The following is a 25023-nucleotide window of genomic DNA, read 5'->3' on the forward strand; positions in this document are numbered from 1 at the left end:
GCAGACGCCCGACGGGGCGGGCGGCGAGGCTTCAGGCGGTCGTCGTGCCGAGCTGGGCGCGATTGATCACGCGGTCCAGGGCGATGTGGCCGTCGAAGAAGTCCAGCACGTTCTGCACCGAATGCAGGGCCATGCGCTCGGCGCAGCCTTCGGTCAGGCCGGCGATGTGCGGCGTCAGCAGCACGTTGTCGAGCGACAGCAGGCGCGAGTCGGGCTTCAGGGGCTCGTCCTCGAAGACATCGAGACCGGCGGCCGCGATCGATCCGGCCTGCAGGGCGTTGATCAGCGCCGCCTCGTCGACGATGCCGCCGCGTGCCGAATTGACCAGCACGGCCGAGGGCTTGAGACAGGCCAGTTCGGCGGCGCCGATCAGCGGCTGGTCGTCGCGGGGCACATGGATCGAGACCGCGTCGGCCCAGGCCAGGGCCTCGTGCAGGTTCGAGATCGGCCGGACCTCGCCCTCGGGCCAGCCCATCTTCTCGAGATACGGGTCATAGGACCGGATCGTCATGCCGAAGCCCGAGGCCATGCGTGCCAGATGCCTGCCGCTGCGGCCGTAGCCGACGATCAGCAGGTTCTTGCCGCCGGCCTCCTGCGACTGCAGCTGGTTGCGCCAGGACCAGTTGCCCGACCGCACCGAGCGGTCGGCACGCAGCGTCTGCTTGAGCGTGGCCAGCAGCAGCATCATGCTGTGCTCGGCCACCGCCGCCGAGTTGACGTCGCCGCAGACGGCCAGGACGATGCCGCGCTCGACCAGCGAGGGCAGGTGCACCGCGTCGTAGCCGACGCCGTGGCGCGAGACGATCTTCAGGCGGTCCGCCTTCGCGACCGTGGCGGCCGACAGCGGCTGCGTGCGGATCACCAGCGCGTCGGCCTGGCCGATCAGCGGGGCGTAGCTGGGCTCGGAGACGTCCTCGACGTAGTCGTAGGTGATGCCCGGGGCCGACTTCAGCAGCGCGATGCCGCTGGGGTGCAGTTTTCCTGCGACGAGGATGTGCGGCATCAATAGGCTCCGGTGCGCTCGGCCGCGGCGGCCGTGCGTTGGCTGGCAAGTTCGCGGAAGCGCGCAACGCTGGCCTGGGCCGCCCCGGCGAGCAGGCGCGAGTCGCCCGAAACGGTGGTCATGTCGAAGCCCCAGGCGATGGCGCGGGCGGCGTACTCGGGCGTGCCGCAGTGCAGTGCGGCGCGGATGCCGTTCTTCTTGCAGGCCACCACGATCTGCTGCAGGGCCGCGATCATCTCGGGCTCCTCGCGGTCGAAGGCCGGAGCCAGCCGGCCCTGCGACAGGCTGAAGCTCAGGTCGGCCGGACCGACGTAGATGCCGTCCAGGCCGGGCGTCGCGGCGATCGCGTCGAGGTTGGACATCGCCTCGGCGGTCTCGACCATCGCGAAGGCGAGGATCTCGCCGTTGGCCTCGGCGGCGTAGTTGGCGCCGGCCGAGAAGTTCGCGCGGGTCGGGCCGAAGCTGCGCTGGCCCAGCGGCGGGTAGCGCAGGTAGCTGACGAACTCGGCGGCCTGCTCGGCGGTGTTGACCATCGGGCAGATCACGCCGTAGGCGCCGGCATCGAGCACCTTCATGACGATGCCCGGCTCCAGCCAGGGCACGCGCGCCAGCAGCACCGCGCCCGAGGCGCGCATGGCCTGGAACATCGGCAGCACGTCGCCGTAGTCCAGCGCGCCGTGCTGCACGTCGATGCAGATGCTGTCGTAGCCCTGCGCGGCCATGATCTCGGCGGTGAAGGGGTTGCCGATCGACAGCCAGCCGTTGAGGGTGGGCTTGCCTTCGGCCCAGAGGGACTTGAGCTTGTTCTTGATCACTGGATTCCCCGCTTAGAAGACCACCTGGGCCAGCTTGGTGTCGAGGTAGTCGGCGATGCCTTCGATGCCGCCTTCCCGTCCCATGCCGGAGTACTTGGTGCCGCCGAAGGGTGCCTCGGAGGCCGCCAGCGCATAGCTGTTGATGCCGACCATGCCGGCCTTCAGCTCGGCCACCGTGCGGCGGGCCCGCCTGGCGCTCGTGGTGAAGGCATAGGCCGACAGGCCCATGTCGGAGGCATTGGCGCGGGCCAGCGCCTCATCGTCGCTGCTGAAGCGGGTGATGGCGGCGATCGGGCCGAAGTTCTCCTGCTCGAACACGCGCATGCCGTCGCTCACGTCGGTCAGCACGGTCGGGGCGAAGAAGTGGCCTTGACCATGTCCGGCCAGCCGGTTGCCGCCGTGGGCGACGCGGGCGCCCTGGCGGGCCGCGTCCTCGACGATGGACTCGATCTCCTGCAGCCGGGCCGCGTTGATCAGCGGGCCCATCTGCACCGAGGGGTCCAGGCCGTCGCCGATCTTCAGCGCGGCGGTGCGCTCGACGAAGCCCTTGACGAAGGCATCGTGGATGGACTCGTGCACGAAGAAGCGGTCGGGCGTGACGCAGACCTGCCCGGCGTTGGCGAACTTGGTCGGCACCGACACGTTCAGCGCCATCTCGAGGTCGGCATCGTCGTAGACGATCAGCGGCGCATTGCCGCCGAGTTCCATCGAGACCTTCTTCAGCGTGTCGGCCGCGTCCCGGATCATCTGCTGGCCGACCCGGGTCGAGCCGGTCAGCGAGACCTTGCGGACCTCCGGCGAGGCCATGATGGGCTGGTAGGTCGACGCGGTCGCGCCGACCACCAGGTTGACCACCCCGGCGGGCAGGTTGCCGGCGCGGATGCAGTCGACCATCACCATCGCCACGCCCGGCGTCTGGCTGGACGGACGCAGGATGGTCGAGCAGCCGGCGGCCAGCGCCGGGGCGACCTTGCGGGCGATCAGCGCGGCCGGGAAGTTCCAGGCCGTGAAGGCGGCGGCGATGCCCACCGGCTCGTGCAGCACCTCGAAGCGGCCGCCCGGCACGCGGCTCTCGACCACGCGGCCGTAGATGCGGCGGGCTTCCTCGGCGAACCAGCGGAACTGGTCGATCGACAGGGTCCACTCGCGTTCGGACTGCGCGATCGGCTTGCCGGTCTCGCTGGAGATCATGCGGGCGGCCTCGGGGCGGCGGCGGATCATCTCGTCGGCGATGGCATGCATCGCGTCGGCCCGCTCGAAGGCCTGCCTGGCGCGCCAGGCCTTGAAGCCCTGCGCCGCACTCGCGATCGCTTCCTGCGTGTCGGCCACCGAGGCCAGCGGCACCCGGCCCAGCGGCAGCCCGGTCACGGGGCTCAGCACCGGCGCGCTGGCGCCGCCCTGGGCCTGGCGCCACTCGCCGTGGATGAACAGCCCGAACCGGTCGTACAAGGTGTCGGACATGGTCACTCCAGTTCGGACAGTCGCACCGCGCGGCCTTCGGCGGCGGACTTGATCGCGGCCTCGGCCAGCAGCAGGGCGAGGCGGCCGTCGTCGAAGCCGACCGACGGGGCGCGCTGCTCGCTGATCGCCGAGACGAACTCGTCGATCTCCGCCGAGAAGGCCTCGGCATAGCGCTCGATGAAGAAGTTCAGGTAGGGCGCCTGGCGGCCGGTGAAGGTCTCGGTGTGCAGCACCGACTCATGCGGCTTGCGGTTGTCCGACAGCACCATGCCCAGCGAGCCCAGGGCCTCGACGCGCTGGTCGTAGCCGTAGGCCGCCTGGCGGCAGTTGTTGATCACGCACTGCTTGCCCGAGGCGGTGCGCAGCACCACGGTGATCGTGTCGTAGTCACCCAGGCGGTCCATCAGGGCCGGATCGACCAGGCGGCTGCCCTGCGCCAGCACCTCGACCGGCTCCTCGCCGAGGACATAGCGGGCCATGTCGAAGTCGTGGATGGTCATGTCGCGGAAGATGCCGCCCGAGGCCTCGCTGTAGGCCACCGGCGGCATGCCGGGGTCGCGCGAGGTGATGACGACCTGGCGCAGCGCGCCGATGTCGCCGCGGGCGACCGCGTCGCGGGTCGCCTTGTGGCCCGGGTCGAAGCGGCGCACGAAGCCCAGCATGATCGGCACCGAGCTGCCGCGGATCGTGGCGGCGCAGGCGTTGACCCGCGCCAGGCTCAGGTCGATCGGCTTCTCGCACAGCACCGGCTTGCCGGCGGCGACCGCACGTTCGAGCAAATCCGCATGTGTGCTGGTCGAAGTTGCAATGAGAATTGCATCGACCAGGTCAGAAGCGAGGATGTTGTCGATCGACGGGGCGACCGGCACGTTCAGCTCGCGGCCGATGCGCTCGGCGGCGCCGACGTCGATGTCGTACACGCAGGCCAGCCGGGCCCTCGGGTGCTTGGCGATGTTTCGGGCGTGCATCTGGCCGATGCGGCCGCAACCCAGTACTGCAATCTTCAACATGTTTGCCTCCAGTCCAGTGTTGCAATGATATTTGCGGCAAGCTAAACTTGTCAACGATCGATTCGGAGAGGGCAAGGACCCGACCGGACGGCGACACCTCAAGTTGGAGATGAACCATGGCCCAGACGACCGTTCGGCTGACGATGGCACAAGCCCTCGTGCGCTACCTGCAGAACCAGTTCACCGTCATCGACGGCGAGAAGGTCCCGCTCTTCGCGGGGGTCTTCGCGATCTTCGGACACGGCAACGTGACCTGCCTGTCCGAGGCGCTCGAAGCGGTGAAGGACGAGTTCCCGACCTGGCGCGGCCAGAACGAGCAGTCGATGGCGCTGGCCGCGATCGGCTATGCCAAGGCCAGGCGCCGTCGCCAGATCATGGTCGCCGCGACCTCGATCGGCCCGGGCGCGGCCAACATGGTCACGGCGGCCGGCGTGGCCCATGCGAACCGCCTGCCGGTGCTGCTGCTGGCCGGTGACACCTTCGCCAACCGCCTGCCGGACCCGGTGCTGCAACAGGTCGAGCACTACGGCAACCCGACCATCACCGTCAACGACTGCTTCAAGCCGGTGTCGCGCTACTGGGACCGGATCACGCTGCCGCAGCAGATCATCACCTCGCTGCCGCAGGCCATCGCGGCCATGCTGGACCCGGCCGACTGCGGCCCGGCCTTCATCGGCCTGTGCCAGGACACGCAGGAAGTCGCCTTCGACTACCCGCTGGCCTTCTTCGAGCCGACCACCTGGACCATCCCGCGCCCGCGCGCCGATCGCGACAAGGTGCAGGAGGCGATCGAACTGCTGAAGTCGGCCAAGGCGCCGCTGATCATCTCGGGCGGTGGCGTGCGCTACTCGCAGGCCGAGCAGGCGGTAGCCCAGTTCGCGCTGGACCACGGCATCCCGCTGGTCGAGACCATCGCCGGCAAGGGTGGCGTGGTGCACGACCATCCGGCCCATGCCGGCCCGATCGGCATCATCGGCTCGACCTCGGCCAACGCCCTGGCCGCCGGTGCCGACGTGATCCTGGCCATCGGCACGCGACTGCAGGACTTCACCACCGGCTCCTGGACCGCCTTCCGCCAGGACGCCCGCTTCATCTCCGTCAACACGGCCCGCTGGGACGCCACCAAGCACCGCGCGCTGGCGGTGGTCGGCGATGCGCTGGAGACGGTCGGCGAGATCCGCGCCGGCCTGGGCGACTGGCGCGCCCCGATCGGCTGGACCGCCAAGGCCCGCGTGCTGTTCTCCGAATGGGACGCCCTGCTGGACGGCTTCAAGAAGGACAACGGCGCGGCCGTGCCGACCTATGCGCAGGTGGTCGAGGTGATCAACCGCGGCGCCCGCGAGGACGACACCCTCGTCACCGCCGCCGGCGGCCTGCCCGGCGAGGTCACCAAGGGCTGGCGCGTCAAGAAGCCGCACACCTTCGACTGCGAGTTCGGCTTCAGCTGCATGGGCTACGAGATCGCGGCCGGCTGGGGCCACGCGATGGCCAAGGCCGGGCAGGGCACGCCGATCGTCATGCTGGGCGATGGCACCTACATGATGATGAACTCCGACATCTACTCGTCGGTGCTGTCGGGCCACAAGATGATCGTCGTGGTCTGCGACAACGCGGGCTATGCGGTGATCAGCCGCCTGCAGACGTTCAAGGGCGTGCCGGGCTTCAACAACCTGCTCAAGGACTGCCGCGTGCAGGAGCCCTTCGCGGTCGACTTCGTCAAGCATGCCGAAGCCATGGGCGCGCTGGGCCGCCGCTGCACCACGCTGGCCGAGCTGGCGGATGCCTTCGAGTGGGCGCAGGGCAATGACCGCACCACCGTGCTGTCCATCGCCACCGATGCCCACGCCTGGGTGCCGGGCGACGCGGACTGGGATGTCGGCGTGCCCGAGGTCAGCAACCGTCCGTCGGTCCAGGCCGCCCGCGAGGCCCAGCTGCTGATCCGCAGCAAGCAGCGCGTCGGCGTCTGATCCCCGTGCGGGCCGACCGGCCCGCGCCCTTCATCGAGTCCTTCAACCTCCCGCGCCGGATCACGTCGATCCGGCCGGTTTCCCACGTCTCCAGGAGCAGCACATGAACAGAGTGGATGGAAAGGTGGCCGTCGTCACCGGTGGCACCCAGGGCCTGGGCGCCGCCGTGGCCCGGCAACTGGCACAGGCCGGCGCCGCCGGCCTCGTGATCTGCGGCCGCAGCGCCGACAAGGGCCGCACGGTGGCCGAGCGCATCCAGGGCGAGACCGGCGTCAAGACCGTCTTCGTCGCGGCCGATCTCGGCCAGGTGGCCGACTGCCGTCAGGTCATCGCCGCCGCCGACCAGGCCTTCGGCCGGGTCGACGTGCTGGTCAACGCGGCCGGCCTGACCGATCGCGGCAACCTGCTGAACACGTCCGAGGAACTGTTCGACCGCATGTTCGCGGTCAACGTGCGGGCGCCGTTCTTCCTCATGCAGGAGGCCGTCAAGCTGATGATCCGCGACGGCATCCAGGGTGCCATCGTCAACATCGGCTCGACCTCCGAGCGCGCCGGCCAGCCCTTCATCGCGCCCTACTGCGCCTCCAAGGGCGCGCTGGCCACGCTGACCCGCAACAGCGGCTACGCGCTGCTGCGCAACCGCATCCGCGTCAACCAGCTCGACATCGGCTGGATGGCCTCGGACGGCGAGGACCGCACCCAGCGCGAGTACCACGGCGCCGATCCGGACTGGCTGGCCAAGGCCGCTGCGGCGCAGCCCTTCGGCCGTCTGCTCGACCCCGCCGAGGTGGCCCGTGCGGTCGCCTTCCTGGCGAGCGATGACAGCGGGATGATGACCGGCTCGGTCATCCACTTCGACCAGTCGGTCTGGGGCGGCTACGACGCCAGCCCGCCGGTGCCGGCCGGCCCCCTGAGCGCCTGATCCGGACGAGGCGAGTCCTACGCGGACCTCGCCTCGTCCCTGCGCCGTGAACCCGGATCTTGACGGTCCTTTAGGTGTTTTCCCGGATTCTGCAACTCGGCGTGCAATGAACATTGACACGCAATTTTCGTTGCGATAATCTGCTGGAACTGACCCGGGCCATGCATCAAACACGGATGCAGGCCGCAGCGGAAAACCCTGGCAAGGGCTCTGCGCCAAAAAGTCGTGCAGCCCGCCCGATAGAACCGAACGCCCGCACGGGCACCCTTCCAAAACCTCAACCATTCAACTGGATGGGTGGGTATGTGTTCGCCCTGAATTGTTTGATGAAGATGATTCCGGCGACCCTCGAATATCAGCTGATAACCGACCGGCTGGTCAGTGATCTGATTTGATCTGGAATTCTGGAGAAACCGCATGTTGAGAATTGCCGTCCTGGGTTGTGGCCGTATCGGCCAGATGCATGCCGCCAACGTCGCCCGGCATCCGCGCGCCACGCTGGCCATGGTCTATGACGTGCACCGCCCGTCCGCCGAGCGTGTCGCCGCCGAGCAGGGCGTGCGGGCCGCCCAGAGCCCCGACGAGGTGTTCGGCTCCAAGGACGTCGACGCGGTGCTGATCGCGACCGCGACGCCGACCCATGCCGACTACATCGAGATGGCCATCGCCGCCGGCAAGGCCGTGCTGTGCGAGAAGCCGATCGACCTGAACCTGGCGCGGGTCAACGCCTGTGCCGCCCGCATCGCCGGCACCGCCATTCCCATCCAGCTCGGCTTCAACCGCCGCTACGACCCGGGCCACAGCGCGGCCCGCGCGGCCATGCTGGCCGGCGAGATCGGTGACCTGCACCAGGTGGTGATCACCTCGCGCGATCCGGCCCTGCCGCCGCGAGCCTATCTGGAAGCGGCCGGCGGCCTGTTCCGCGACATGACGATCCACGACTTCGACCTCGCGCGCTTCATGCTCGGCGAGGAGCCGACCGAGGTCTTCGCGCTGGGCAACGCCCTGATCGACCCGGCGCTGGGCCGCGAGCTCAACGAGGTCGACAGCGCCATGTTCATCCTGCGCACCGCCTCGGGCCGGCAGTGCCACATCAACAACTCCCGCACCGCCGTCTATGGCTACGACCAGCGTGTCGAGCTGATGGGCAGCACCGGCATGCTGATCTCCGACAACCGCAAGCCGAACGAATTGCGCCGGTATTCGGCCAAGGGCACCGAGGCGGCGGCTCCCTACCAGTTCTTCTTCCTCGAGCGCTACCTCGAGGCCTTCATGGCGGAAATCGACGGTTTCGTCGATTGCGTCGAGAAGGGCGCGACCCCGCTGGCGAGTTTCGAGGACGGTCGGCGCGCCCTGATCCTGGCCGAGGCGGCCTACCGCTCGATGCACGAGCGGCGCCTCGTCAACGTATCGGAAGTGTCCGGCTGATTGCATCGGCCGGAAGCTCGAGATTCCCTGGCCGGACGGCCGGGGGAGTATTCAAGCAAGAACCCTGAAAAGGGATAACGGGCCATCGAGCCCATGACGGAGATACCCATGAAACTCACTCGCAAGAAATTCGTCGTCGGCGCCACCATGCTGGCCGCCATGGCTGCAATGCCTGTTGCGCACGCCCAGAGCGACGTCAAGGTCGGCATCACCCCGAAGTTCCTGAAGGACGACTTCCAGACCCTGATGCTGAAGATGTCGCTGGACGCCTTCAAGAGCAGTGGTTTCACCGTCGTGGGCGCCCCTGACCCCAACGGCGACATCGCCGCGCAGGTCAGCGCGCTGCAGAACCTGGTCGCCGGTGGCGCCAACGTGATCGTCTTCGCGCCGATCGACTCCGCCGGCATCGTGCCGGCCGTCAAGCGCGCCAACGACGCCAAGGCCCTGGTGTTCTCGATCGACGACGCACCGGCTGGCGGCAACGTCACGGCCACGGTCCGCGCCGACAACATCAACGCCGGCGTGCAGGGGGCCGAAGAGATGGTGCGTCGCCTGAAGAAGGCACCGTGCTGGGCCGCCAGCTCGTGCATCGTGCTGGAGCTGCAGGGCGGCCTGAACACGCCGAACGGCCGTGACCGTTCGAGCGGCTTCGCCGACACACTGAAGAAGGAAGCCCCCAAGGTCCGCCTGATCCAGCGCCCGACCGAGTGGACCGCCGACATGGCCGCCGATGCCGCCCAGAACGTGCTGACGCAGAACCCGACGCTGTCGGGCATCTTCATGGCCTCCGAGCTGATGGCCACCGCCGTCAATGCGCAGCTCAAGGCCGCGCGCCGCGATGCGCCGGTGGGCGATGCCAAGTCGGTCATCCGCGTGGCGATCGACGGCACCCCGCAGGGCCTCGAACTGATCCGCAAGAAGGCGCTGGACGCCACCGTGTCGCAGCCGCTGAGCGCCTATGCCACCAAGACGGCCGAGCTGATCAAGCTGGTCAAGGGCGGTGGTTCGATCCAGATCGGCCCGCGTCCCGACGGCCGCGTGATCGAGACGCCGGTCGGCCCGCAGTACCAGCTCAACGCGACGCTGGTGACCGCGGACAACGTCGAATCCAAGGCCCTCTGGGGCAACCAGGTCGGCAAGTGATCGACCCGCAGAGCATGTCTGGAGCCAGAAGGTCATGACGAGCGATCAAGCCATCGTGGCGATGCGCAACATCACCAAGACCTTCGGGTCCACGCGTGCTCTGCGAGGCGTGGACTTCACGGTCGCAAGAGGTGAAGTCCACGCATTGCTCGGCCGCAACGGCGCGGGCAAGAGCACCCTGGTGTCGGCGCTCAGCGGGTTCACGCCCGCCGACTCCGGCCACATCCGCATCGGCGGGACGGAAGTGACGGCCGACGGCCAGAGCTACGCCGCCGCCATCCGCAACGACATCGCGCACGTGCAGCAGACGCCCCGTCTGTTCAACCTGCTGACGGTCGCGGAGAACCTGTTCCTCGAGAGCCCCTCGGTGCGCAACCGCTTCGGCATGGTCAGCCATCGCCTCATGCAGGAGCGCACGGCGGCCATGCTCGCGGAATGGAACATCGACATCGAACCTGGCGCGCTGGCGGCCTCGCTCGATGCCGGCACGCGGCAGCTGCTGGAGATCATCAAGGCCCTCAGCCGAGGCGTGCCGGTGATGATCCTGGACGAGCCGACCGCCGCGCTGAGCAACGCCGAGAAGCGCATCCTGTTCCAGCACGTCAAGGCGCTGAAGGCGCAGGGCGTGTCCTTCGTCTACATCTCGCACCACCTTGACGAGGTCTTCGAGGTGGCCGACATCGTCACCATCCTGCGCGACGGCCAGGTGGTCAAGGCGCGCGAGCCGGTCGCCAACCTCGACGTGCGCACCATCGCCAACCTGATGATGGGCGAGGAGACCAGCCGCAGCCTGCGCGAGGACCACACGCAGCGTTCGGCCCCGGCCCTGCTGCAGGCCCGCGGGCTGCAGATCCAGGCCAAGGTCGACGCGACGCTGGACTTCGAGGTCAAGGCCGGCGAGATCGTCGCGCTGGCCGGTCCGGTGGCCGGTGGCAAGGAAGACCTGGCGATGATCCTGGCCGGCCAGAAGCCGCCCGTGCGCGGCGAGGTCCTCAGCCCGCGCGGCAGCCTGCCCACCATCGGCCTGGTCCCGACCGATCGCCACGAGAGCGGCTACGTCGGCATCCTCGGCGTGCGCGAGAACGTCGCCATCGGCGGTCTGGACCTGCTGTCGGACGGCCTCGGCTTCATCCGGCGCGACAAGGAACAGGCCCACGTCGGTGAGCTGGCCCGGCAGACGCGGGTCGTTTCCTCATCCCTTGAACAGCCGGTCAGCCAGCTCAGCGGCGGCAACCAGCAGAAGGTCGTGTTCGCCCGCGCGCTGTGCCGCAGCCCGCAGGTGATCGTGGCCATGAGCCCCACACGCGGCGTCGACGTCGGCGCCAAGGAGCAGCTCTACGGGCTGCTGCGCGAACTCGCCCGCCAGGGCATGGGCATCGTGGTCGTCTCCGACGAGGAAGACGAGATCGAGCAGCTCGCGAACCGCGTGGCCATCATCGTCGACGGCAGGTTGGTCGACGAACTGGTGGGCGACTACGACATGAAAGACCTGATCTTGCACATGGAAGGTGTGGCATGAACGCCCGAGCAGACACGATCCCCAACGCCCCTGCCGCCGCGCAGGGCCCCTCACGGCTTTCGGCCTTTGGCAGCGCCTTCGTCGCCAACGGCTTCACGATGTACCCGGTGCTGCTGATCATCGTGATCATCGGCGCCTTCATCGCGCCGAGCTTCCTGACGACGGTCAACCTCGTCAACATCCTCGAACAGGTCAGCGTGCTGGGCCTGACGACCATCGGCCTGACCTTCGTCGTGCTGATCGGCCGCCTGGACCTGTCGCTCGAAGGCATCGTCGGCTTCGCGCCGATGCTGGCGGCGGTGATGCTGGTGCCGGCGGCAGCCGGTGGCTTCGGCATCGAGCTGCCAGGCTGGACCGGCCTGATCATCGCGCTGGGAACGGCCGGCCTGATCGGCGTGTTCAACGGCTTCATGGTGGTGAAGGTCGGCCTCAACCCCTTCATCTCCACGCTGGGCCTGCTGGTGCTGCTGCGCGGTGGCGTGCTGATCGTCTCCAGCGGTCGCTCGATCTACTCGCCCGGCGCGGCGCTCACCTTCCTGGGCTCGGCCACGGTCGGCGGCATCCCGGTGTCGGTCTTCGTCTTCCTGGTGGTCGCGGTGATCGTCGGCGTGGTGTTCCAGTTCCATCGCTACGGCCGGGCGCTCTACGCGGTCGGCGGCAACGAGGAAGCGGCCCGCGCGGCCGGCATCAACGTGGACCGCGTGATCTGGTCGGCCTTCATCTTCGCCGCGCTGCTGTCGGGCCTGGCGGGCGTGCTGATGACCGGTCGCCTCGACTCGGCCGTCACGACCCAGGGCCAGGGGATCATCTTCTCGGCCTTCGCGGCGGCGGTGATCGGCGGGGTCAGCCTCGGCGGTGGCAAGGGCACCATCATCGGCGTCATCGGCGGCGTGCTGCTGATCGGCGTGATCAACAACCTGCTCACGCTGGCCCAGGTGCCCTCGTTCTATGTCCAGGCCTCGACCGGCGCCGTCATCGTGGTGGCCGCCGTCCTGACCACAGTGGCGAGCAGCCGCTCCAGCGGCGTAAAGACCCGTACCTGAGTCCTTCAGCCTGTCCATCCTTCGACATCGAGCCGACATGACCCTCGAAGCAAGACTCGGCATCGCGCCGATCGCCTGGTCCAACGACGACCTGCCGCAACTCGGTGGCGACACGCCGCTGGAAACCTGCCTGAGCGAAAGCCGGCTGGCCGGCTTCACCGGCGTGGAGACCGGCGGCAAGTTCCCGAAGACCGCCGCCGAGCTGGCGCCCAGGCTGCAGGCTCACGGACTGAGCCTGGCATCGGGCTGGTACTCCGGCACGCTGCTGGACAACGATCTGGAGAGCGAGAAGCGCCAGGCCCGGGCCCAGCTGGAGATGTTCCGCGAGCTGGGTGCCGCCTGCCTGGTCTACGGCGAGACGGCCGGCACGATCCAGAACCGGCAGGACGTGCCGCTGGCGCGTCGCCGCACGCTGACCGATGCCGAGATCGTGGCCTATGGTCGCAAGCTGACCGCGTTCGGCGAGTACTGCGCCGAGATGGGCGTGCCGCTGGCCTTCCATCACCACATGGGCACCGCGATCGAGAGCGAACACGACATTGACCGCCTGATGGCCGCCACCGGTCCGGCGGTGCGTCTCCTGTTCGACACCGGCCACCTGACCTTCGCCGGCGCCGACGTGCTGGCGGTGCTGCGCAAGCACGGGCCGCGCATCGTCCATGTCCATGCCAAGGACGTGCGCCGCGAGGTGCTGGCCCAGCTGGTCTGGGAGGCCGACTCCTTCCTGGATGCCGTGCTCAAGGGCGTCTACACCGTGCCGGGTGATGGCCTGGTCGACTTCAACGCGGTGGTCGCCGAACTGGCCGCGATCGGCTACCAGGGCTGGTTCGTGGTCGAGGCCGAGCAGGATCCCGTCAAGGCACCGCCGCTGGAATACGCCCGCATCGGTCACCGGTCGTTGAGCGCGGCGCTGGCGCGCGTGGGCTACCGGCTGGTCTGAACCGTGGCGCCTGTGATCCTGTCCGGTCACGGGAGCCGCGTCGGCAGCGCGCCGGTCCGCCGGTCTGCGGATGGCGTGCCAGCGGGCGGCATGCCGACAGGGCCGATGCCCCCGGTCTCGCTGATGGGCTACGAGGACCTGATCCGCGTGATCCACGAGAACCACGACGGGATGAGCCGGACCTACCAGCAGATCGCGATCTACCTCACCCAGAACCCCAACGACGTCGCGATCAAGTCGCTCAACGCGATCGGCGAAGGCTGTGGCATCCATGCCTCCAGCTTCGTGCGCTTCGCGCAGTCGCTGGGCTTCAAGGGTTTCAAGGAACTGCAGGAAGTCTTCCAGCGCCGGCTGTCGACGGCCGCGCCGGGCTTCGAGGCCCGCATCAAGGCGCTGGAAGGCGAACTGGGCCATGGCGGTGGCGAGGGAGGCCGGACCTCGCTGCTGCGCGAGCTGGTCTTGCGCGACATCGCCTCGCTGCAGGACTTGCTCAACGACATCTCCGACGAGCGGATGGAGCAGGCGGTCACGCTGATGGACCAGGCCCGCACCATCCACCTGATCGGCCAGCTGCGTTCGGCCCCGGTGGTCGAGCTGATGCGCTACGTGCTGACCATGCTGGGCAAGCGCACCGTGCTGCTCGACGCCAGCGGCGGCCTGGCCACGCACATGGGCAAGCTGATGGAGCCTCAGGACCTGCTGATCGCGGTTTCCTTCCGCTTCTATGCCCGCGAGACGGTCGACGTGGCCGCGGACGCGGTCAGCCGAGGCGTGCCCATCCTGGCCATCACCGACTCGACGCTGTCACCGCTGGCCAAGGGCGCGCGCGCGCTGTTCACGGTGCCGGAGCACGAGTACATCTTCTCGCGCTCGCTGGCCGCGCCGATGTGCGTGGCACAGGCGCTGGTGGTGTCGCTGGCTGCGCGGCTGCAGAAGGAAACCGATCCGCGCATCCCGACCGTCACGGCCGAGGCCGCCCAGCGGGCCTGAGCGCCGGCACCGGCAAAGCCGCCAGCGCCCGACCCGTCGCTGCGCTCGGGTTCTGTGGTCTGTCTTGCAATGATATTTGCACCAAGATAGACTTTTCAACAATCTATTCGGCTCGGGCGACCGTGCCACCTGGCCGGCGCGTGTCGGCCTGACTTCGAACGGAGCATCTCCCATGCGCACCATCAAGGGCCCCGGCGTCTACCTGGCCCAGTTCGCCACCGACGAGCCTCCCCACAACCAGCTGTCCACCATCACCCGCTGGGCCGCCGACAAGGGCTTCGCGGGCGTGCAGGTCCCGACCTGGGACACCCGCCTGATCGACCTGAAGAAGGCGGCCGAGAGCCAGACCTACTGCGACGAGCTGCTGGGCACGCTGCGCGAGAGCGGCGTCGAGCTGACCGAGCTGGCCTCGCACATCACCGGCCAGCTGGTGGCGGTGCATCCCTGCCATGACCAGATCATGGATGCCTTCGCACCGGAGGCCTTTCGCGGCAACCCGGCCGCCCGCCAGCAATGGGCGGTCGAGCAGATGGGCTACTGCGCGCGCGCCTCGCGCCGGCTCGGCGTGGACCGCCACGTGTCCTTCACCGGCTCGCTGCTGTGGCCCTATCTCTACCCCTATCCGCAGTGGCCCGAGGGCCTGGTCGACGAGGCCTTCGACGAGCTGGCCACGCGCTGGCGGCCCATCCTCGACCAGTTCGAGGAACAGGGCGTGGACCTGTGCTTCGAGGTCCATCCCTGCGAGGACGTGCACGACGGCCTGACCTTCGAGATGTTCCTGGAGCGCGTGGGCAACCACCGCCGTTGCAACATCCTGTTCGACCCCAGCCACTTCGTGCTGCAGTCGCTCGACTACCTGGCCTTCATCGACCACTACCACGAGCGCATCAAGATGTTCCACGTCAAGGACGCGGAGTTCCGCCCGAACGGCAAGACCGGTGCCTACGGCGGCTTCCAGCCGTGGAAGAACCGGGCCGGCCGCTTCCGCTCGCTGGGCGACGGCCAGGTCGACTTCGGCGCGATCTTCTCCAAGCTCGCCACCTACGACTTCGACGGCTGGGCCGTGCTGGAGTGGGAATGCTTCCTGAAGAACTCCGAGGACGGCGCGGCCGAGGGCGCGCGCTTCATCCGCGACCACATCATCAAGGTGTCGGAACGCGCCTTCGACGACTTCGTGCGCTCGGGCGCCGACAAGTCGGCCAATCGCGAGATGCTCGGGCTCAACCGCTGAGCCACACGGCCCGCGTGGCCGACAGACACACGGAAACACGGACATGACGAACACATCTTCCGCCCGGCCGCTGCGCCTGGGCATGGTCGGTGGCGGCGAGGGCGCCTACATCGGCAACATCCACCGCATCTCGGCGCGCCTGGACAACGGCTTCCAGCTGGTGGCCGGTGCCTTCGACGTCGATGCCGAACGGGGCCGCCGCTTCGCGGCCAGCCAGGGCATCGCCACCGACCGGGCCTATGGCGACTTCCGCGAGATGCTCGAAGCCGAGCTCCAGCGTGAGGACCGCGTCGACGCGGTCGCCATCTGCACGCCCAACCACACGCACTTCCCGATCGCCAAGGCCTTCCTCGAAGCCGGCTTCGACGTCATCTGCGAGAAGCCGCTGACGACCACGCTGGAAGACGCCGTGGCGCTGCGCGAGGTGGTCGAACGCACTGGCCGCTTCATGGGCGTGACCTACACCTACTCGGGCTACCCGATGGTCCATGAGGCTCGCGAGATGGTCGCCGCCGGCCAGCTCGGCGCGATCCGCGTCGTGCAGGTCGAGTACCCGCTCGAATGGATGGCCACCGCGATCGAGAGCCAGGGCAATGCCCAGGCCGCCTGGCGCACCGACCCGAAGAAGTCGGGCCGCGGTGGCTCGATCGGCGACATCGGCACGCACGCCTACCACCTGGCCGGCTTCGTGACCGGCCTGAAGCTCGAATCGCTGAGTGCCGACCTCGCCACCTTCGTGGCCGGCCGGGCGCTCGACGACAACGCCCACGTGATGATGCGCTACGAGGGCGGCGCACGCGGCCTGCTGTGGTCCTCGCAGGTGGCGATCGGCTGCTCCAACGGCGTGCGTCTGCGCGTGTTCGGCGAGAAGGGTTCGCTCACCTGGTTCCAGGAGCAGCCCAACGAGCTGGAGTTCACCGGCCTGTTCGGCCGCACCCAGCGCATCAAGCGCGGCGCGGACGACCTGTCGGAATCGGCCAAGGCCCGCACCCGCACGCCGCCCGGTCATCCGGAAGGCTATCTCGAGGCCTTCGGCAACCTCTACGCCGGCTTTGCCGAGGCCATTCGTGCGCGCCAGGAAGGCCGCCAGCCGACGGCGATCGGTCGCAACATCCCGGGCGTTCAGGACGGCCTGAAGGGCGTCGCCTTCGTCGATGCGGTGGTCGACAGCGCACAGGCCGGTGGCCAGTCGCTCAAGCCGCACACGGTCTGATCGGCCCCTGAGGCCGACAAGTGAAAAGCCCCGCCAGCAGCGATGCCGGCGGGGCTTTCGGCTTTCAGGGTGGCAGCCGTGCAGGCTGCGTCAAGGGTGAGGACTCAAGGCGCAACCCGGCAATCGACCCACTGGCCGCTGGCGTTGGACTCGACCGCCGCTTCGACGAAGCGCACGCCCTGGACGCCTTCGCGGACCGTGGGAAGGTTCACCAGGCCTTCCGGCAGGGTGATGCCCAGGCGGCGCGCCTCGATCGCGACGGCGAACTCGGTGTAGAGGTTGGCCCAGGCATCGCTCAGGGCCTCGGGATGGCCGCGCGGCATGCGCACCAGCCGAACGGCCGGCTCCAGCATGCCGCCGCCGTAGCCCCGGCCGATGACCTGCGTGGGCGCGTCGAAGGGCGTGTGGCGCAGGTACTCGGGGTTCTCCTGCTCCCACTCCAGCCCGCCCAGGCTGCCGTGCACGCGCAGCCTCAGACCGCATTGCGTGCCCGCCGCCGCCTGCGACACCATCAAGGTGCCGGGAACGTTGCCCGCGAACCGCAGGTGCATGAAGGCGCTGTCCTCCAGCGCCTTGGGCTCGCCGCAGACGTGGAAGTCGGCCCGCACCCGCTCGATGTCCAGGCCGGTGGCGAAGCTGGCCAGGTGGAAGGCGTGGGTGCCGATGTCGCCGACCGTGAAGGCCCGGCCGACCTTGGCCGGATCCAGCCGCCAGGGCCTGTCGGCGCCGGCGTCGCTCAGGTGCAGCGCCCATTCCTGGAAATACTCGACATGGACCTGCCGGATCGTGCCGATCAGGCCGCGCCGGATCATCTCGCGGGCCTGCCGGACCATCGCGTGGGCGGCGTAGGCGTAGGTCACGCCGAACACGAGGCCGGTCTCGCGCTGGCGTCGCGCGAGGTCCAGCGCGTCGGCCAGGTTCGAGGTCAGCGGCTTGTCGGAAATGATGTCGATGCCCGCGTCCATGAAGGCCGCCGCGACCGGGTGGTGCAGGTGGTTGGGCGTGGTGATCACGACCGCGTCGATGCCATCGGGCCGGGCCGCCTCGGCGCGCGCCATCTCGCGGTAGTCGCTGTAGATGCGGTCATCGGCCAGCAGCCATTCGCGGCCCGAGGCGAGCGCACGCGCCGGGTCCGAGGACAGCGCCCCGGCGACGGCCTGCCAGCGGCCGGACAGGCGAGCACCGTTGGCATGCACGGCACCGATGAAGGCGCCCTGGCCACCGCCGACGAAGCCGAGGCGCAGGTGACGGGACGGGGGAGGGAAGGCGTGTTGGGCGGTCAGGGTCGTCATGGCAGGTCGGCAAGCGTGGAAGGGTCGTGGCGGCGGCGATGCCGTGCCTCTTGGCAATTCTGCATTCACTATATGTTGACGTGCAATTTTCATTGCGTTAGCCTGACGGCGCGGACACCAGCCGGGCTGGAAGAGTCTGCAACGCTTTCCGTCGGGGGACGGCAGAGGTCAGGTCGCGTGTGCAGGGGCAGCTGGGGAGCTGCGCGCGGGCTGGCCGATACGTGGCACTCCAGGGGGATGACCCTGCCATCGCGAACACTGGAGTCATGGTCTCGCCTCGACCGCTTGAACACGCGCATCCCGGGCCGCCTGCCGCCACGGCTGCCCGCCCGGGATGACGTGACGGGGACCGTGTCTGCCATCCCCATCGGTGGGCACGGGACCTTCGGACACCGCGGCGAGGGTCTCCCGCCGCGGTGCTCCGGAGGCTTCTGCCTCGCGACTCGTGTCCGATCAAGGGGCACTTCTCCCATCGACGGAAGGGCACGGCCGGTGCACCCTGCGCAGCGGCGCGATCGGGTGAGGGTGCCGTGTGGCGCACACAGCTCATCAGGCTCATCAGGGCTTCCCCGGGGTTTCGCAATTTCGCGTGCAACGCGAATTGACGTGCAATTTTCATTGCGTTAGTCTGACCGCCGGTTGAACGGGCTTCCCTGTCCCGTGCGTTCGAAACCGGTGCCACCCGCCCCGAAGCATGGCGGCGGGCGGTGATCCGGACGGGCGCAGTTCTTCATCCAGTCCCGGGGGACGGCCCGGGATCAGATCGCATCGTGCCGATTCCGTCCTCGGTCGCACATCCCATTCCTCTGGAGACAAGCATGAATCTGCAACGCAAGATCCTCATCGCGGCCCTGTTCGCCGCCGCCAGCACCACCTCGATGGCGCAGCTGGTCGGCGTGAGCTGGTCGAACTTCCGCGAAGAGCGCTGGACGACCGACGAGAAGGCGCTGAAGGACCAGCTGGCCAAGCATGGCGCGACCTATGTCGCGGCAGACGCGGCGGCCTCGGCCGAGAAGCAGCTGGCCGACATCGACGGCCTGATCAACAAGGGCGCCAAGGTCCTGCTGATCCTGGCCCAGGACAAGGACGCGATCGCGCCGGCACTGGCCAAGGCCAAGGCCCGCGGCATCCCCGTCATCGCCTATGACCGCCTGATCGAGTCGCCCGAGGTGTTCTACCTCTCGTTCGACAACAAGGAAGTCGGCCGCATGCAGGCCCGCGCCATCCTGGCCGCCAAGCCCAAGGGCAACTACGCCATGATCAAGGGCGCCTCGACCGACCCGAACGCCAACCTGCTGCGCTCGGGCCAGCAGGAAGTCCTGGCCGACGCGATCGCCAAGGGTGACATCAAGATCGTCGGCGAGGAGTACACCGACGACTGGAAGCCCGAAGCCGCCCAGAAGAACATGGAGCAGATCCTGACCAAGACCGGCGGCAAGGTCGACGCGGTCGTGTGCTCGAACGACGGCATGGCCGGTGGCGTCGTCGCCGCGCTGTCCTCCAAGGGCATCAAGGGCGTGCCGGTGTCGGGCCAGGACGGCGACCACGCCGCACTGAACCGCGTCGCGCTGGGCAGCCAGACCGTCTCGGTCTGGAAGGACTCGCGCGAGCTGGGCAAGGCCGGTGCCGACATCGCCGTCGCGCTGGCCAAGGGCCAGAAGCCGGCCGGTGCCAGCACCTTCAACGGTGGCGAGAAGGGCGTGATGATGAATGCCATGCTGCTCAAGCCGCTGCCGGTCACGGCCGACAAGCTTGACGCCGTCATCAAGGGTGGCTGGATCAAGAAGGAAGTCGCCTGCAAGGGCGTGAGCGGCGCCAACGCTCCGGCGGCCTGCAAGTAAGACTCGTCTCCGATGGGGTTTGCGGGTGCGTGCCGTCGTGAGCGGCACGCCCCGTTTTTCCCTGCGCAGACCCCGAATCCACCGAGGTTTCCGATGCGATCCCTGCGAGAAAAACTCCAAATCAGCACGCTGGACCTGCGCCTGCTGATCATGGCCGGCGTGCTGGTCGTGATGGCGCTGGCCTTTCATGCCGTGACCGGCATCTTTCTCACCCCCGAGAACCTCTACAACATCGCGCAGCAGAGCGCGGTCGTCGGCATCGTGGCCGCCGCGATCGGCCTCGTGATCGTCTCGCGCCAGATCGACCTGTCGGTCGGCTCGGTGCTGGCCACCGTCGGCGTGGCCATCGCCTACCTCATGTACAGCAAGGGCTGGCACTGGGTGCCGGCCAGCCTGGTCGGCCTGGCCATCTCCATGGGCGTCTACCTCTACCAGGGCTGGCTGACGGCCTACCTGGGCGTCGCGTCCTTCGTCGTCACGCTGGGCGGCCTGGTGTCCTTTCGCGGCATCGCCTTCCTGTTCTCCGACGGTCGCACGCAACCGGTGACCGATCCCGTCTTCCTGCTCATCGGTGGCGGCCTCGACGGCTCCATCGGCACGACCGCCAGCTGGGTCCTCGGACTGCTCGGCTGTGTGGCCATCGTCTGGAACATGTCCAACCGCCGTCGCTCGGCCTCCAAGCATGGTCTGGCCTCGCGGCCGCTGCCGGTCGACCTGGCCATCTGCGCCTTCTTCTGCGTCGTCATCCTCGGCTTCGTCGCGGTGATGTGCGCGTACCAGATCCCCAGCAAGGACGTGCCGCAGGGCATCCCCAACCCGGTGCTGATCTGGGCGGTGGTGGTCGGCGTCGTCGCCTTCATCATCAACCGCACCGCCTTCGGCCGCTACATCTACGCCATCGGCGGCAACCCCGAGGCGGCCACGCTGGTGGGCATCCCGGTGAAGTGGGTGACGCTCAAGACCTTCCTGCTGCTGGGCTTCATGACCACCATCGCCGCGATGGTCGCGATCTCGCGCCTGAATGCCGGCACCGCCTCGCTGGGCACCGGCATGGAGCTGTACGCGATCGCGGCGGCCGTGATCGGCGGCGTCGCACTGGCCGGCGGCAGCGGCTCGGTGCTCGGCACCGTGCTGGGCGCGCTGGTGATCCAGTTCCTGGAAAGCGGCCTGCTGCTGCTCGACGTGGGCGTCGGCCAGCGGCTGGTGATCATCGGCCAGGTGCTGATCGTCGCCGTGGTCTTCGATGTGGTCTACCGCCGCGCAACTGGGGAGCGGATGTCGTGAGCAACAGCCAAGAGAACAACAGCAGCGCGACGCGCCCGGATGCGCTGATCGACCTGCGCAACATCAGCAAGACCTTCGGTGGCGTGCACGCGGTCGAGAACGTCAGCCTCAAGCTGCACCCGGGCGAGGTCGTCGCCCTGCTGGGCCACAACGGCGCGGGCAAGTCCACGCTGATGAAGATGCTGGCCGGCGCGCTGCCGATCACGGGCGGCGAGATCGTCGTCAACGGCGAACGCGCCCAGATCGAGAGCCCGGCCGATTCGCAGGCCCTGGGCGTCGAGACCATCTACCAGACGCTCGCGCTGGCCGACAACCTCGACAGCGTTGCCAACCTGTTCCTCGGCCGCGAGCTGAAGACGCGCTGGGGCACGCTGGACGACCACGCGATGGAGAAGGCGGCCGGCGAGGTCTTCCGCCAGCTCAACCCGAACTTCAAGAACATCCGCGTGCCGGTGCGTGCCCTGTCGGGCGGTCAGCGCCAGGTGGTGGCGATCTCGCGGGCGATCTACTTCAAGGCCAAGGCCCTGATCATGGACGAGCCCTGCGCGGCGCTCGGTCCGGAAGAGACCCGCATGGTCCACGACCTGGTGCGCAAGCTGAAGGCCTCGGGCGTGGGCATCTTCCTGATCTCGCACGACATGCCCGACGTGTTCGGCCTGTCTGACCGCCTGTGCGTGATGAAGAACGGCAAGGCGGTGGGCACCTACCGCACCGCCGACGTCACCGAGGACGAGGTGCTGGGCATGATCATCGCGGGCAAGAAGGTCACGCGCGTGCCCGAGTGCTTCGAGCCCGTGATCTGACGCGACGAGGCCGCCGATGAGCCGTTCAGACCTGGCCGCGGCCCTGTGGGCCGCTGGCTGCCTCACGCTGGCTGCCGCGCCAGGCCTCGCTGCTGCGGCAGCCGACGAGCCGGCGGTCCCGCGCTATGTCGAGGAGACCGGCCCGTCGGGCCTGCAGAGCCGCTTCGACGGCGACAGCGAGTACATGGTGGGCGGCGGCGTCGCGGTGTTCGACTGCGACGACGACGGCCTGCCCGAGCTCTACGTCACCGGCGGCGTCAACAAGGCCAAGCTCTACCGCAACCGCTCGACGCGGGGCGGCCCGATCCGGCTGGAGGAGATGCGCTCCGGCCTGGAACTGACCAACGCGATCGGCGCCTACCCGCTGGACATCGACGGCGACGGCCAGGCCGACCTGGTCGTGCTGCGGGTCGGCGAGGTGCAGGTCTTCCGCGGCCTGGGCGGCTGCCGCTTCGAGCGTGCGACCGAGCGCTGGCAGGTCACGACCACCAACGGCTGGCACACCGCCTTCTCGGCGACCTGGGAACAGGGCCAGACCTGGCCGACGCTCGCCTTCGGCACCTACGTCGACCGGGCCCGGCCGGACTTCCCCTGGGGCAGCTGCACGCCCGGCCTGCTGCTGCGGCCGGCGGACTCCGGCACCGGCTACGCGCCGGCCACGCCGCTGCTGCCGGGGCATTGCGCGCTGTCGATGCTGTTCTCGGACTGGAACCGCTCCGGCCATGCCTCGCTGCGGGTCAGCAACGACCGCGAGTACTACAAGGGCGGCCAGGAGCAGCTCTGGCAGCTGCGTCCCGGCGAGGCGCCGCAGCTTTACTCGGCAAAGGAGGGCTGGAAGCCGCTGCAGATCTGGGGCATGGGCATCGCCAGCCACGACCTCGACGGCGACGGCTACCCCGAGTACGTGCTGACCAGCATGTCCGACAACAAGATGCAGACCCTCGCGGGCGACGCGTCGACGCCGACCTACAAGGACATCGCCTACGTGCGCGGCGCGACCGCGCACCGGCCCTATGTCGGTGGCGACATCCATCCGTCGACGGCCTGGCATGCGCAGTTCGCCGACGTCAACAACGACGGCCACGCCGACCTCTTCATCGCCAAGGGCAACGTCGCGGCCATGCCGGACTTCGCCGCGCTCGACCCGAACAACCTGCTGCTGCAGCGCGCCGACGGCACCTTCGTCGAGGCCGGCCAGACCGCCAACGTGGCCAGCGTGCGGCGAGGACGCGGCGCGATGGTGTCCGACCTCAACGGCGACGGCCTGCTCGACCTGGTGGTCATCAACCGCTGGGACCAGGCCCAGCTGTGGCGCAACCTCGGTGCCGGCACGGCCCGACAGCCCAAGGCCATGGGCCACTGGCTGCAGCTGCGGCTGCGCCAGCCGGGCGGCAACCGCGACGCGATCGGTGCCTGGGTCGAGGTCGACCTGGGCGCTCGCGTGGTGCGCCAGGAAGTCACCGTCGGCGGCGGCCATGCCAGCGGCCAGCTGGGCTGGCTGCACGTCGGCCTGGGCCCGGCCGAGCGGGCCAGGGTCCGCGTGCAGTGGCCGCATGGCCCCTGGAGCGACTGGCAGGAGGTCGCGGCCGATGCCTTCCTCGTGATCGACCGGGACACCGGGGTCGCCCCCTGGAAACAGCCATGAAGCCAACCTCCCGCCACGCCTGGCCGCACCGTGTCCTGATCGGCAGCATCGCCTGGCTGATCGGCGGACTGGCCCTGCTGCCGGCGCCGTCGACGGCCCAGCCGGTGGTGAGCGAGGCCATCACGCTGACGCCACCGCAGGCCTACAGCTCGCGCGTCGCGACCGACTGGTTCGAGCTGATCCTTCAGATCACCCAGCAGACACCCGGCTTCAGCCCGCCGGTGGCCGCCCGCGCGCTGGGCTACCTGGGCTTGACGCTGTACGAGGCGGTCGTGCCCGGCATGCCGGAACACCGCAGCCTGGCCGGCCAGCTCAACGAGCTGAGTTCGCTGCCCTGGGCCCAGCCCGACGAGGTGCTGCACTGGCCCACCGTCGCGAACGCGGCGATGGCGACCATGGCGCGGATGATGTTTCCGAACGCCAGCGCCGAGAACAAGGGCCGCATCGACCTGCTCGAACGCAGCCTGCCGCTGAAGGATCTGCAGGACTTCGACACCAGCCAGCTGACGCCCGAGATCACGCAGCGTTCCGAGAGCTTCGGCAAGCTCATGGCCATGGCCGTGATGACCTGGGCCCGCACCGACGGCGGCCACGAGGCCTGGGGGCCGATCCGGCGCGACCGCGCCAACTTCGTGCCGCCGAGCGGTCCGGGCCGGTGGTCGGTCACGCCGCCGACCTTCTCGCCGCCGCTGCTGCCCGAGTGGGGCCGCAACCGGCCCTTCGTGCTGGCCAGCGGCGCGGACTGCCCGGCCCCGCCGCCACCGCCGTATTCGGAGGAGCCCGGCTCCGCCTTCCATGCCGAGGGCCTGGAGGTCTGGCGCATCGCCAACGCCGCCACGCAGGCGCAGCGCCAGTACGCGCTGTACTGGGCCGACGACCCGCTGAAGACGCCGACGCCGGCCGGTCACTGGGCCTACATCGCCGGTGACCTGCTGAAGGCGCGCAAGGCCAATCTGGCCGAGGCGGCCGAGGCCTACGCGCGGCTGAACATCGCCATGTCCGATGCCTTCGTGGCCTGCTGGCACACCAAGTACACGGTCAACCTGCTGCGCCCGGTGACCTACGTCCAGCTGGCGATCGACAGCAACTGGGTGCCGCAGCTGATGCACACGCCGCCCTTCCCGGAGTACCCGTCCGGCCACTCGGTGCAGTCGAGCGCGGCGGCGGCGGTGCTGGCGTCGATCTTCGGCGCCAACGTCGCCTTCACCGACAACACCCACAACGACCGGGGCTGGGGCCCGCGCACCTTCCCGAGCTTCAAGGCGGCGGCCGACGAGGCGGCGCTGTCGCGGCTCTACGCCGGGATCCACTTTCGCTCCGGAGTGGAAGGTGGCAAGTTACAGGGCAACTGCGTGGCGCAGCGGGTGGCGAAGCTGATGTTCAGGCAGTCGCCTTGACCTCTGCTTGGCCCGGTGACGTACCGGGCCCTTGCGCCAGCGGCCCATGCTCCGGCGGTCCGTGTGCCCGCCACGT

21 protein-coding genes are annotated in these 25023 nt (G+C 68.9%); 16 read left to right on the forward strand and 5 right to left on the reverse strand.

What is annotated here, in order from left to right; all coding sequences use genetic code 11:
* Positions 1-31: 31 nt before the first annotated feature.
* The 4 genes from ACWA7K_RS02880 to iolG (ACWA7K_RS02895) are packed head-to-tail and all read right to left on the reverse strand — an operon-like array spanning position 32 to position 4289.
* Positions 32-1003, reverse strand: a complete 972-nt coding sequence (locus ACWA7K_RS02880) for a hydroxyacid dehydrogenase (RefSeq protein ID WP_456165469.1) — start codon at positions 1001-1003, stop codon at positions 32-34.
* A complete protein-coding gene (locus ACWA7K_RS02885; protein ID WP_456165471.1) occupies positions 1003-1818 on the reverse strand; it encodes an HpcH/HpaI aldolase family protein in 816 nt (271 codons plus the stop codon). The genes ACWA7K_RS02880 and ACWA7K_RS02885 overlap by 1 nt, the downstream gene beginning before the upstream one ends.
* Positions 1819-1830: 12 nt before the next feature.
* On the reverse strand, positions 1831-3279 hold the full coding sequence (locus ACWA7K_RS02890) for an NAD-dependent succinate-semialdehyde dehydrogenase (RefSeq protein ID WP_456165473.1): 1449 nt from the start codon (positions 3277-3279) through the stop codon (positions 1831-1833).
* Positions 3280-3281: 2 nt separating this feature from the next.
* A complete protein-coding gene (gene iolG / locus ACWA7K_RS02895) occupies positions 3282-4289 on the reverse strand; it encodes an inositol 2-dehydrogenase (RefSeq protein ID WP_456165475.1) in 1008 nt (335 codons plus the stop codon).
* A 116-nt stretch (positions 4290-4405) separates the two neighbouring features.
* Between iolG (ACWA7K_RS02895) and iolD the strand changes: the two genes are divergently transcribed.
* The 11 genes from iolD to ACWA7K_RS02950 all read left to right on the forward strand — a co-directional run bounded on the left by iolD (position 4406) and on the right by ACWA7K_RS02950 (position 16685).
* The gene (iolD, locus tag ACWA7K_RS02900) at positions 4406-6256 is read left to right on the forward strand and encodes a 3D-(3,5/4)-trihydroxycyclohexane-1,2-dione acylhydrolase (decyclizing) (protein ID WP_456165477.1); all 1851 of its coding nucleotides are present in this window, start codon (positions 4406-4408) and stop codon (positions 6254-6256) included.
* Between the two features lie 103 nt (positions 6257-6359).
* Positions 6360-7178: an SDR family oxidoreductase gene (locus ACWA7K_RS02905; protein WP_456165479.1), complete on the forward strand. Its 819-nt coding sequence runs from the start codon at positions 6360-6362 to the stop codon at positions 7176-7178.
* Positions 7179-7354: 176 nt separating this feature from the next.
* The gene (locus tag ACWA7K_RS02910; protein ID WP_456210326.1) at positions 7355-7573 is read left to right on the forward strand and encodes a hypothetical protein; all 219 of its coding nucleotides are present in this window, start codon (positions 7355-7357) and stop codon (positions 7571-7573) included.
* A 22-nt stretch (positions 7574-7595) separates the two neighbouring features.
* Positions 7596-8606, forward strand: a complete 1011-nt coding sequence (gene iolG / locus ACWA7K_RS02915) for an inositol 2-dehydrogenase (protein ID WP_456210328.1) — start codon at positions 7596-7598, stop codon at positions 8604-8606.
* Positions 8607-8714: 108 nt separating this feature from the next.
* Positions 8715-9749 (forward strand): sugar ABC transporter substrate-binding protein, encoded by a 1035-nt coding sequence (locus tag ACWA7K_RS02920; RefSeq protein WP_456165485.1) that lies wholly within the window; start codon positions 8715-8717, stop codon positions 9747-9749.
* Between the two features lie 34 nt (positions 9750-9783).
* A complete protein-coding gene (locus ACWA7K_RS02925; RefSeq protein WP_456165487.1) occupies positions 9784-11268 on the forward strand; it encodes a sugar ABC transporter ATP-binding protein in 1485 nt (494 codons plus the stop codon).
* A complete protein-coding gene (locus tag ACWA7K_RS02930; protein WP_456165489.1) occupies positions 11265-12311 on the forward strand; it encodes an ABC transporter permease in 1047 nt (348 codons plus the stop codon). Before ACWA7K_RS02925 ends, ACWA7K_RS02930 begins: the two co-directional genes overlap by 4 nt.
* Positions 12312-12348: 37 nt before the next feature.
* Positions 12349-13251, forward strand: a complete 903-nt coding sequence (iolE, locus tag ACWA7K_RS02935; RefSeq protein ID WP_456165491.1) for a myo-inosose-2 dehydratase — start codon at positions 12349-12351, stop codon at positions 13249-13251.
* Between the two features lie 105 nt (positions 13252-13356).
* Positions 13357-14241, forward strand: coding sequence for a MurR/RpiR family transcriptional regulator (locus tag ACWA7K_RS02940; RefSeq protein ID WP_456165493.1), 885 nt, complete (start codon positions 13357-13359; stop codon positions 14239-14241).
* 172 nt (positions 14242-14413) lie between these two features.
* A complete protein-coding gene (locus tag ACWA7K_RS02945; protein WP_456165495.1) occupies positions 14414-15472 on the forward strand; it encodes a sugar phosphate isomerase/epimerase family protein in 1059 nt (352 codons plus the stop codon).
* A 43-nt stretch (positions 15473-15515) separates the two neighbouring features.
* On the forward strand, positions 15516-16685 hold the full coding sequence (locus ACWA7K_RS02950) for a Gfo/Idh/MocA family protein (RefSeq protein ID WP_456165497.1): 1170 nt from the start codon (positions 15516-15518) through the stop codon (positions 16683-16685).
* A gap of 104 nt (positions 16686-16789) precedes the next feature.
* Here the strand turns inward: ACWA7K_RS02950 and ACWA7K_RS02955 are convergent, their stop codons facing one another.
* The gene (locus ACWA7K_RS02955; RefSeq protein ID WP_456165499.1) at positions 16790-17977 is read right to left on the reverse strand and encodes a Gfo/Idh/MocA family protein; all 1188 of its coding nucleotides are present in this window, start codon (positions 17975-17977) and stop codon (positions 16790-16792) included.
* 818 nt (positions 17978-18795) lie between these two features.
* Here ACWA7K_RS02955 and xylF point away from each other — a divergent pair.
* From xylF to ACWA7K_RS02980, 5 genes are all read left to right on the forward strand, one after another.
* Positions 18796-19818, forward strand: a complete 1023-nt coding sequence (gene xylF / locus ACWA7K_RS02960) for a D-xylose ABC transporter substrate-binding protein (RefSeq protein WP_456165501.1) — start codon at positions 18796-18798, stop codon at positions 19816-19818.
* 93 nt (positions 19819-19911) lie between these two features.
* Entirely contained in the window at positions 19912-21102 is a 1191-nt protein-coding gene (locus tag ACWA7K_RS02965) for a sugar ABC transporter permease (protein ID WP_456165503.1), read from the forward strand.
* On the forward strand, positions 21099-21905 hold the full coding sequence (locus tag ACWA7K_RS02970; protein WP_456165505.1) for an ATP-binding cassette domain-containing protein: 807 nt from the start codon (positions 21099-21101) through the stop codon (positions 21903-21905). Before ACWA7K_RS02965 ends, ACWA7K_RS02970 begins: the two co-directional genes overlap by 4 nt.
* Before the next feature lie 16 nt (positions 21906-21921).
* Positions 21922-23550 carry a CRTAC1 family protein gene (locus tag ACWA7K_RS02975; RefSeq protein ID WP_456165507.1) on the forward strand — a complete coding sequence of 543 codons (1629 nt, stop codon included), beginning with the start codon at positions 21922-21924 and terminating at the stop codon, positions 23548-23550.
* Positions 23547-24947 (forward strand): vanadium-dependent haloperoxidase, encoded by a 1401-nt coding sequence (locus ACWA7K_RS02980; RefSeq protein WP_456165509.1) that lies wholly within the window; start codon positions 23547-23549, stop codon positions 24945-24947. Before ACWA7K_RS02975 ends, ACWA7K_RS02980 begins: the two co-directional genes overlap by 4 nt.
* The last annotated feature ends 76 nt before the right edge of the window (positions 24948-25023 follow it).

Source organism: Leptothrix mechoopdaensis (SeqCode), from assembly GCF_053893855.1.

What these genes read in the sequence shown, in the direction of transcription:
- ACWA7K_RS02880 (WP_456165469.1), bottom strand. Translation starts at nt 1,003, where the DNA reads ATGCCGCACATCCTCGTCGCAGGAAAACTGCACCCCAGCGGCATCGCG.
- ACWA7K_RS02890 (WP_456165473.1), bottom strand. Translation starts at nt 3,279, where the DNA reads ATGTCCGACACCTTGTACGACCGGTTCGGGCTGTTCATCCACGGCGAG.
- iolG (WP_456165475.1), bottom strand. Translation starts at nt 4,289, where the DNA reads ATGTTGAAGATTGCAGTACTGGGTTGCGGCCGCATCGGCCAGATGCAC.
- iolD (WP_456165477.1), top strand. Translation starts at nt 4,406, where the DNA reads ATGGCCCAGACGACCGTTCGGCTGACGATGGCACAAGCCCTCGTGCGC.
- ACWA7K_RS02905 (WP_456165479.1), top strand. Translation starts at nt 6,360, where the DNA reads ATGAACAGAGTGGATGGAAAGGTGGCCGTCGTCACCGGTGGCACCCAG.
- ACWA7K_RS02910 (WP_456210326.1), top strand. Translation starts at nt 7,355, where the DNA reads ATGCAGGCCGCAGCGGAAAACCCTGGCAAGGGCTCTGCGCCAAAAAGT.
- iolG (WP_456210328.1), top strand. Translation starts at nt 7,596, where the DNA reads ATGTTGAGAATTGCCGTCCTGGGTTGTGGCCGTATCGGCCAGATGCAT.
- ACWA7K_RS02920 (WP_456165485.1), top strand. Translation starts at nt 8,715, where the DNA reads ATGAAACTCACTCGCAAGAAATTCGTCGTCGGCGCCACCATGCTGGCC.
- ACWA7K_RS02925 (WP_456165487.1), top strand. Translation starts at nt 9,784, where the DNA reads ATGACGAGCGATCAAGCCATCGTGGCGATGCGCAACATCACCAAGACC.
- ACWA7K_RS02930 (WP_456165489.1), top strand. Translation starts at nt 11,265, where the DNA reads ATGAACGCCCGAGCAGACACGATCCCCAACGCCCCTGCCGCCGCGCAG.
- iolE (WP_456165491.1), top strand. Translation starts at nt 12,349, where the DNA reads ATGACCCTCGAAGCAAGACTCGGCATCGCGCCGATCGCCTGGTCCAAC.
- ACWA7K_RS02940 (WP_456165493.1), top strand. Translation starts at nt 13,357, where the DNA reads ATGCCCCCGGTCTCGCTGATGGGCTACGAGGACCTGATCCGCGTGATC.
- ACWA7K_RS02945 (WP_456165495.1), top strand. Translation starts at nt 14,414, where the DNA reads ATGCGCACCATCAAGGGCCCCGGCGTCTACCTGGCCCAGTTCGCCACC.
- ACWA7K_RS02950 (WP_456165497.1), top strand. Translation starts at nt 15,516, where the DNA reads ATGACGAACACATCTTCCGCCCGGCCGCTGCGCCTGGGCATGGTCGGT.
- ACWA7K_RS02955 (WP_456165499.1), bottom strand. Translation starts at nt 17,977, where the DNA reads ATGACGACCCTGACCGCCCAACACGCCTTCCCTCCCCCGTCCCGTCAC.
- xylF (WP_456165501.1), top strand. Translation starts at nt 18,796, where the DNA reads ATGAATCTGCAACGCAAGATCCTCATCGCGGCCCTGTTCGCCGCCGCC.
- ACWA7K_RS02965 (WP_456165503.1), top strand. Translation starts at nt 19,912, where the DNA reads ATGCGATCCCTGCGAGAAAAACTCCAAATCAGCACGCTGGACCTGCGC.
- ACWA7K_RS02975 (WP_456165507.1), top strand. Translation starts at nt 21,922, where the DNA reads ATGAGCCGTTCAGACCTGGCCGCGGCCCTGTGGGCCGCTGGCTGCCTC.
- ACWA7K_RS02980 (WP_456165509.1), top strand. Translation starts at nt 23,547, where the DNA reads ATGAAGCCAACCTCCCGCCACGCCTGGCCGCACCGTGTCCTGATCGGC.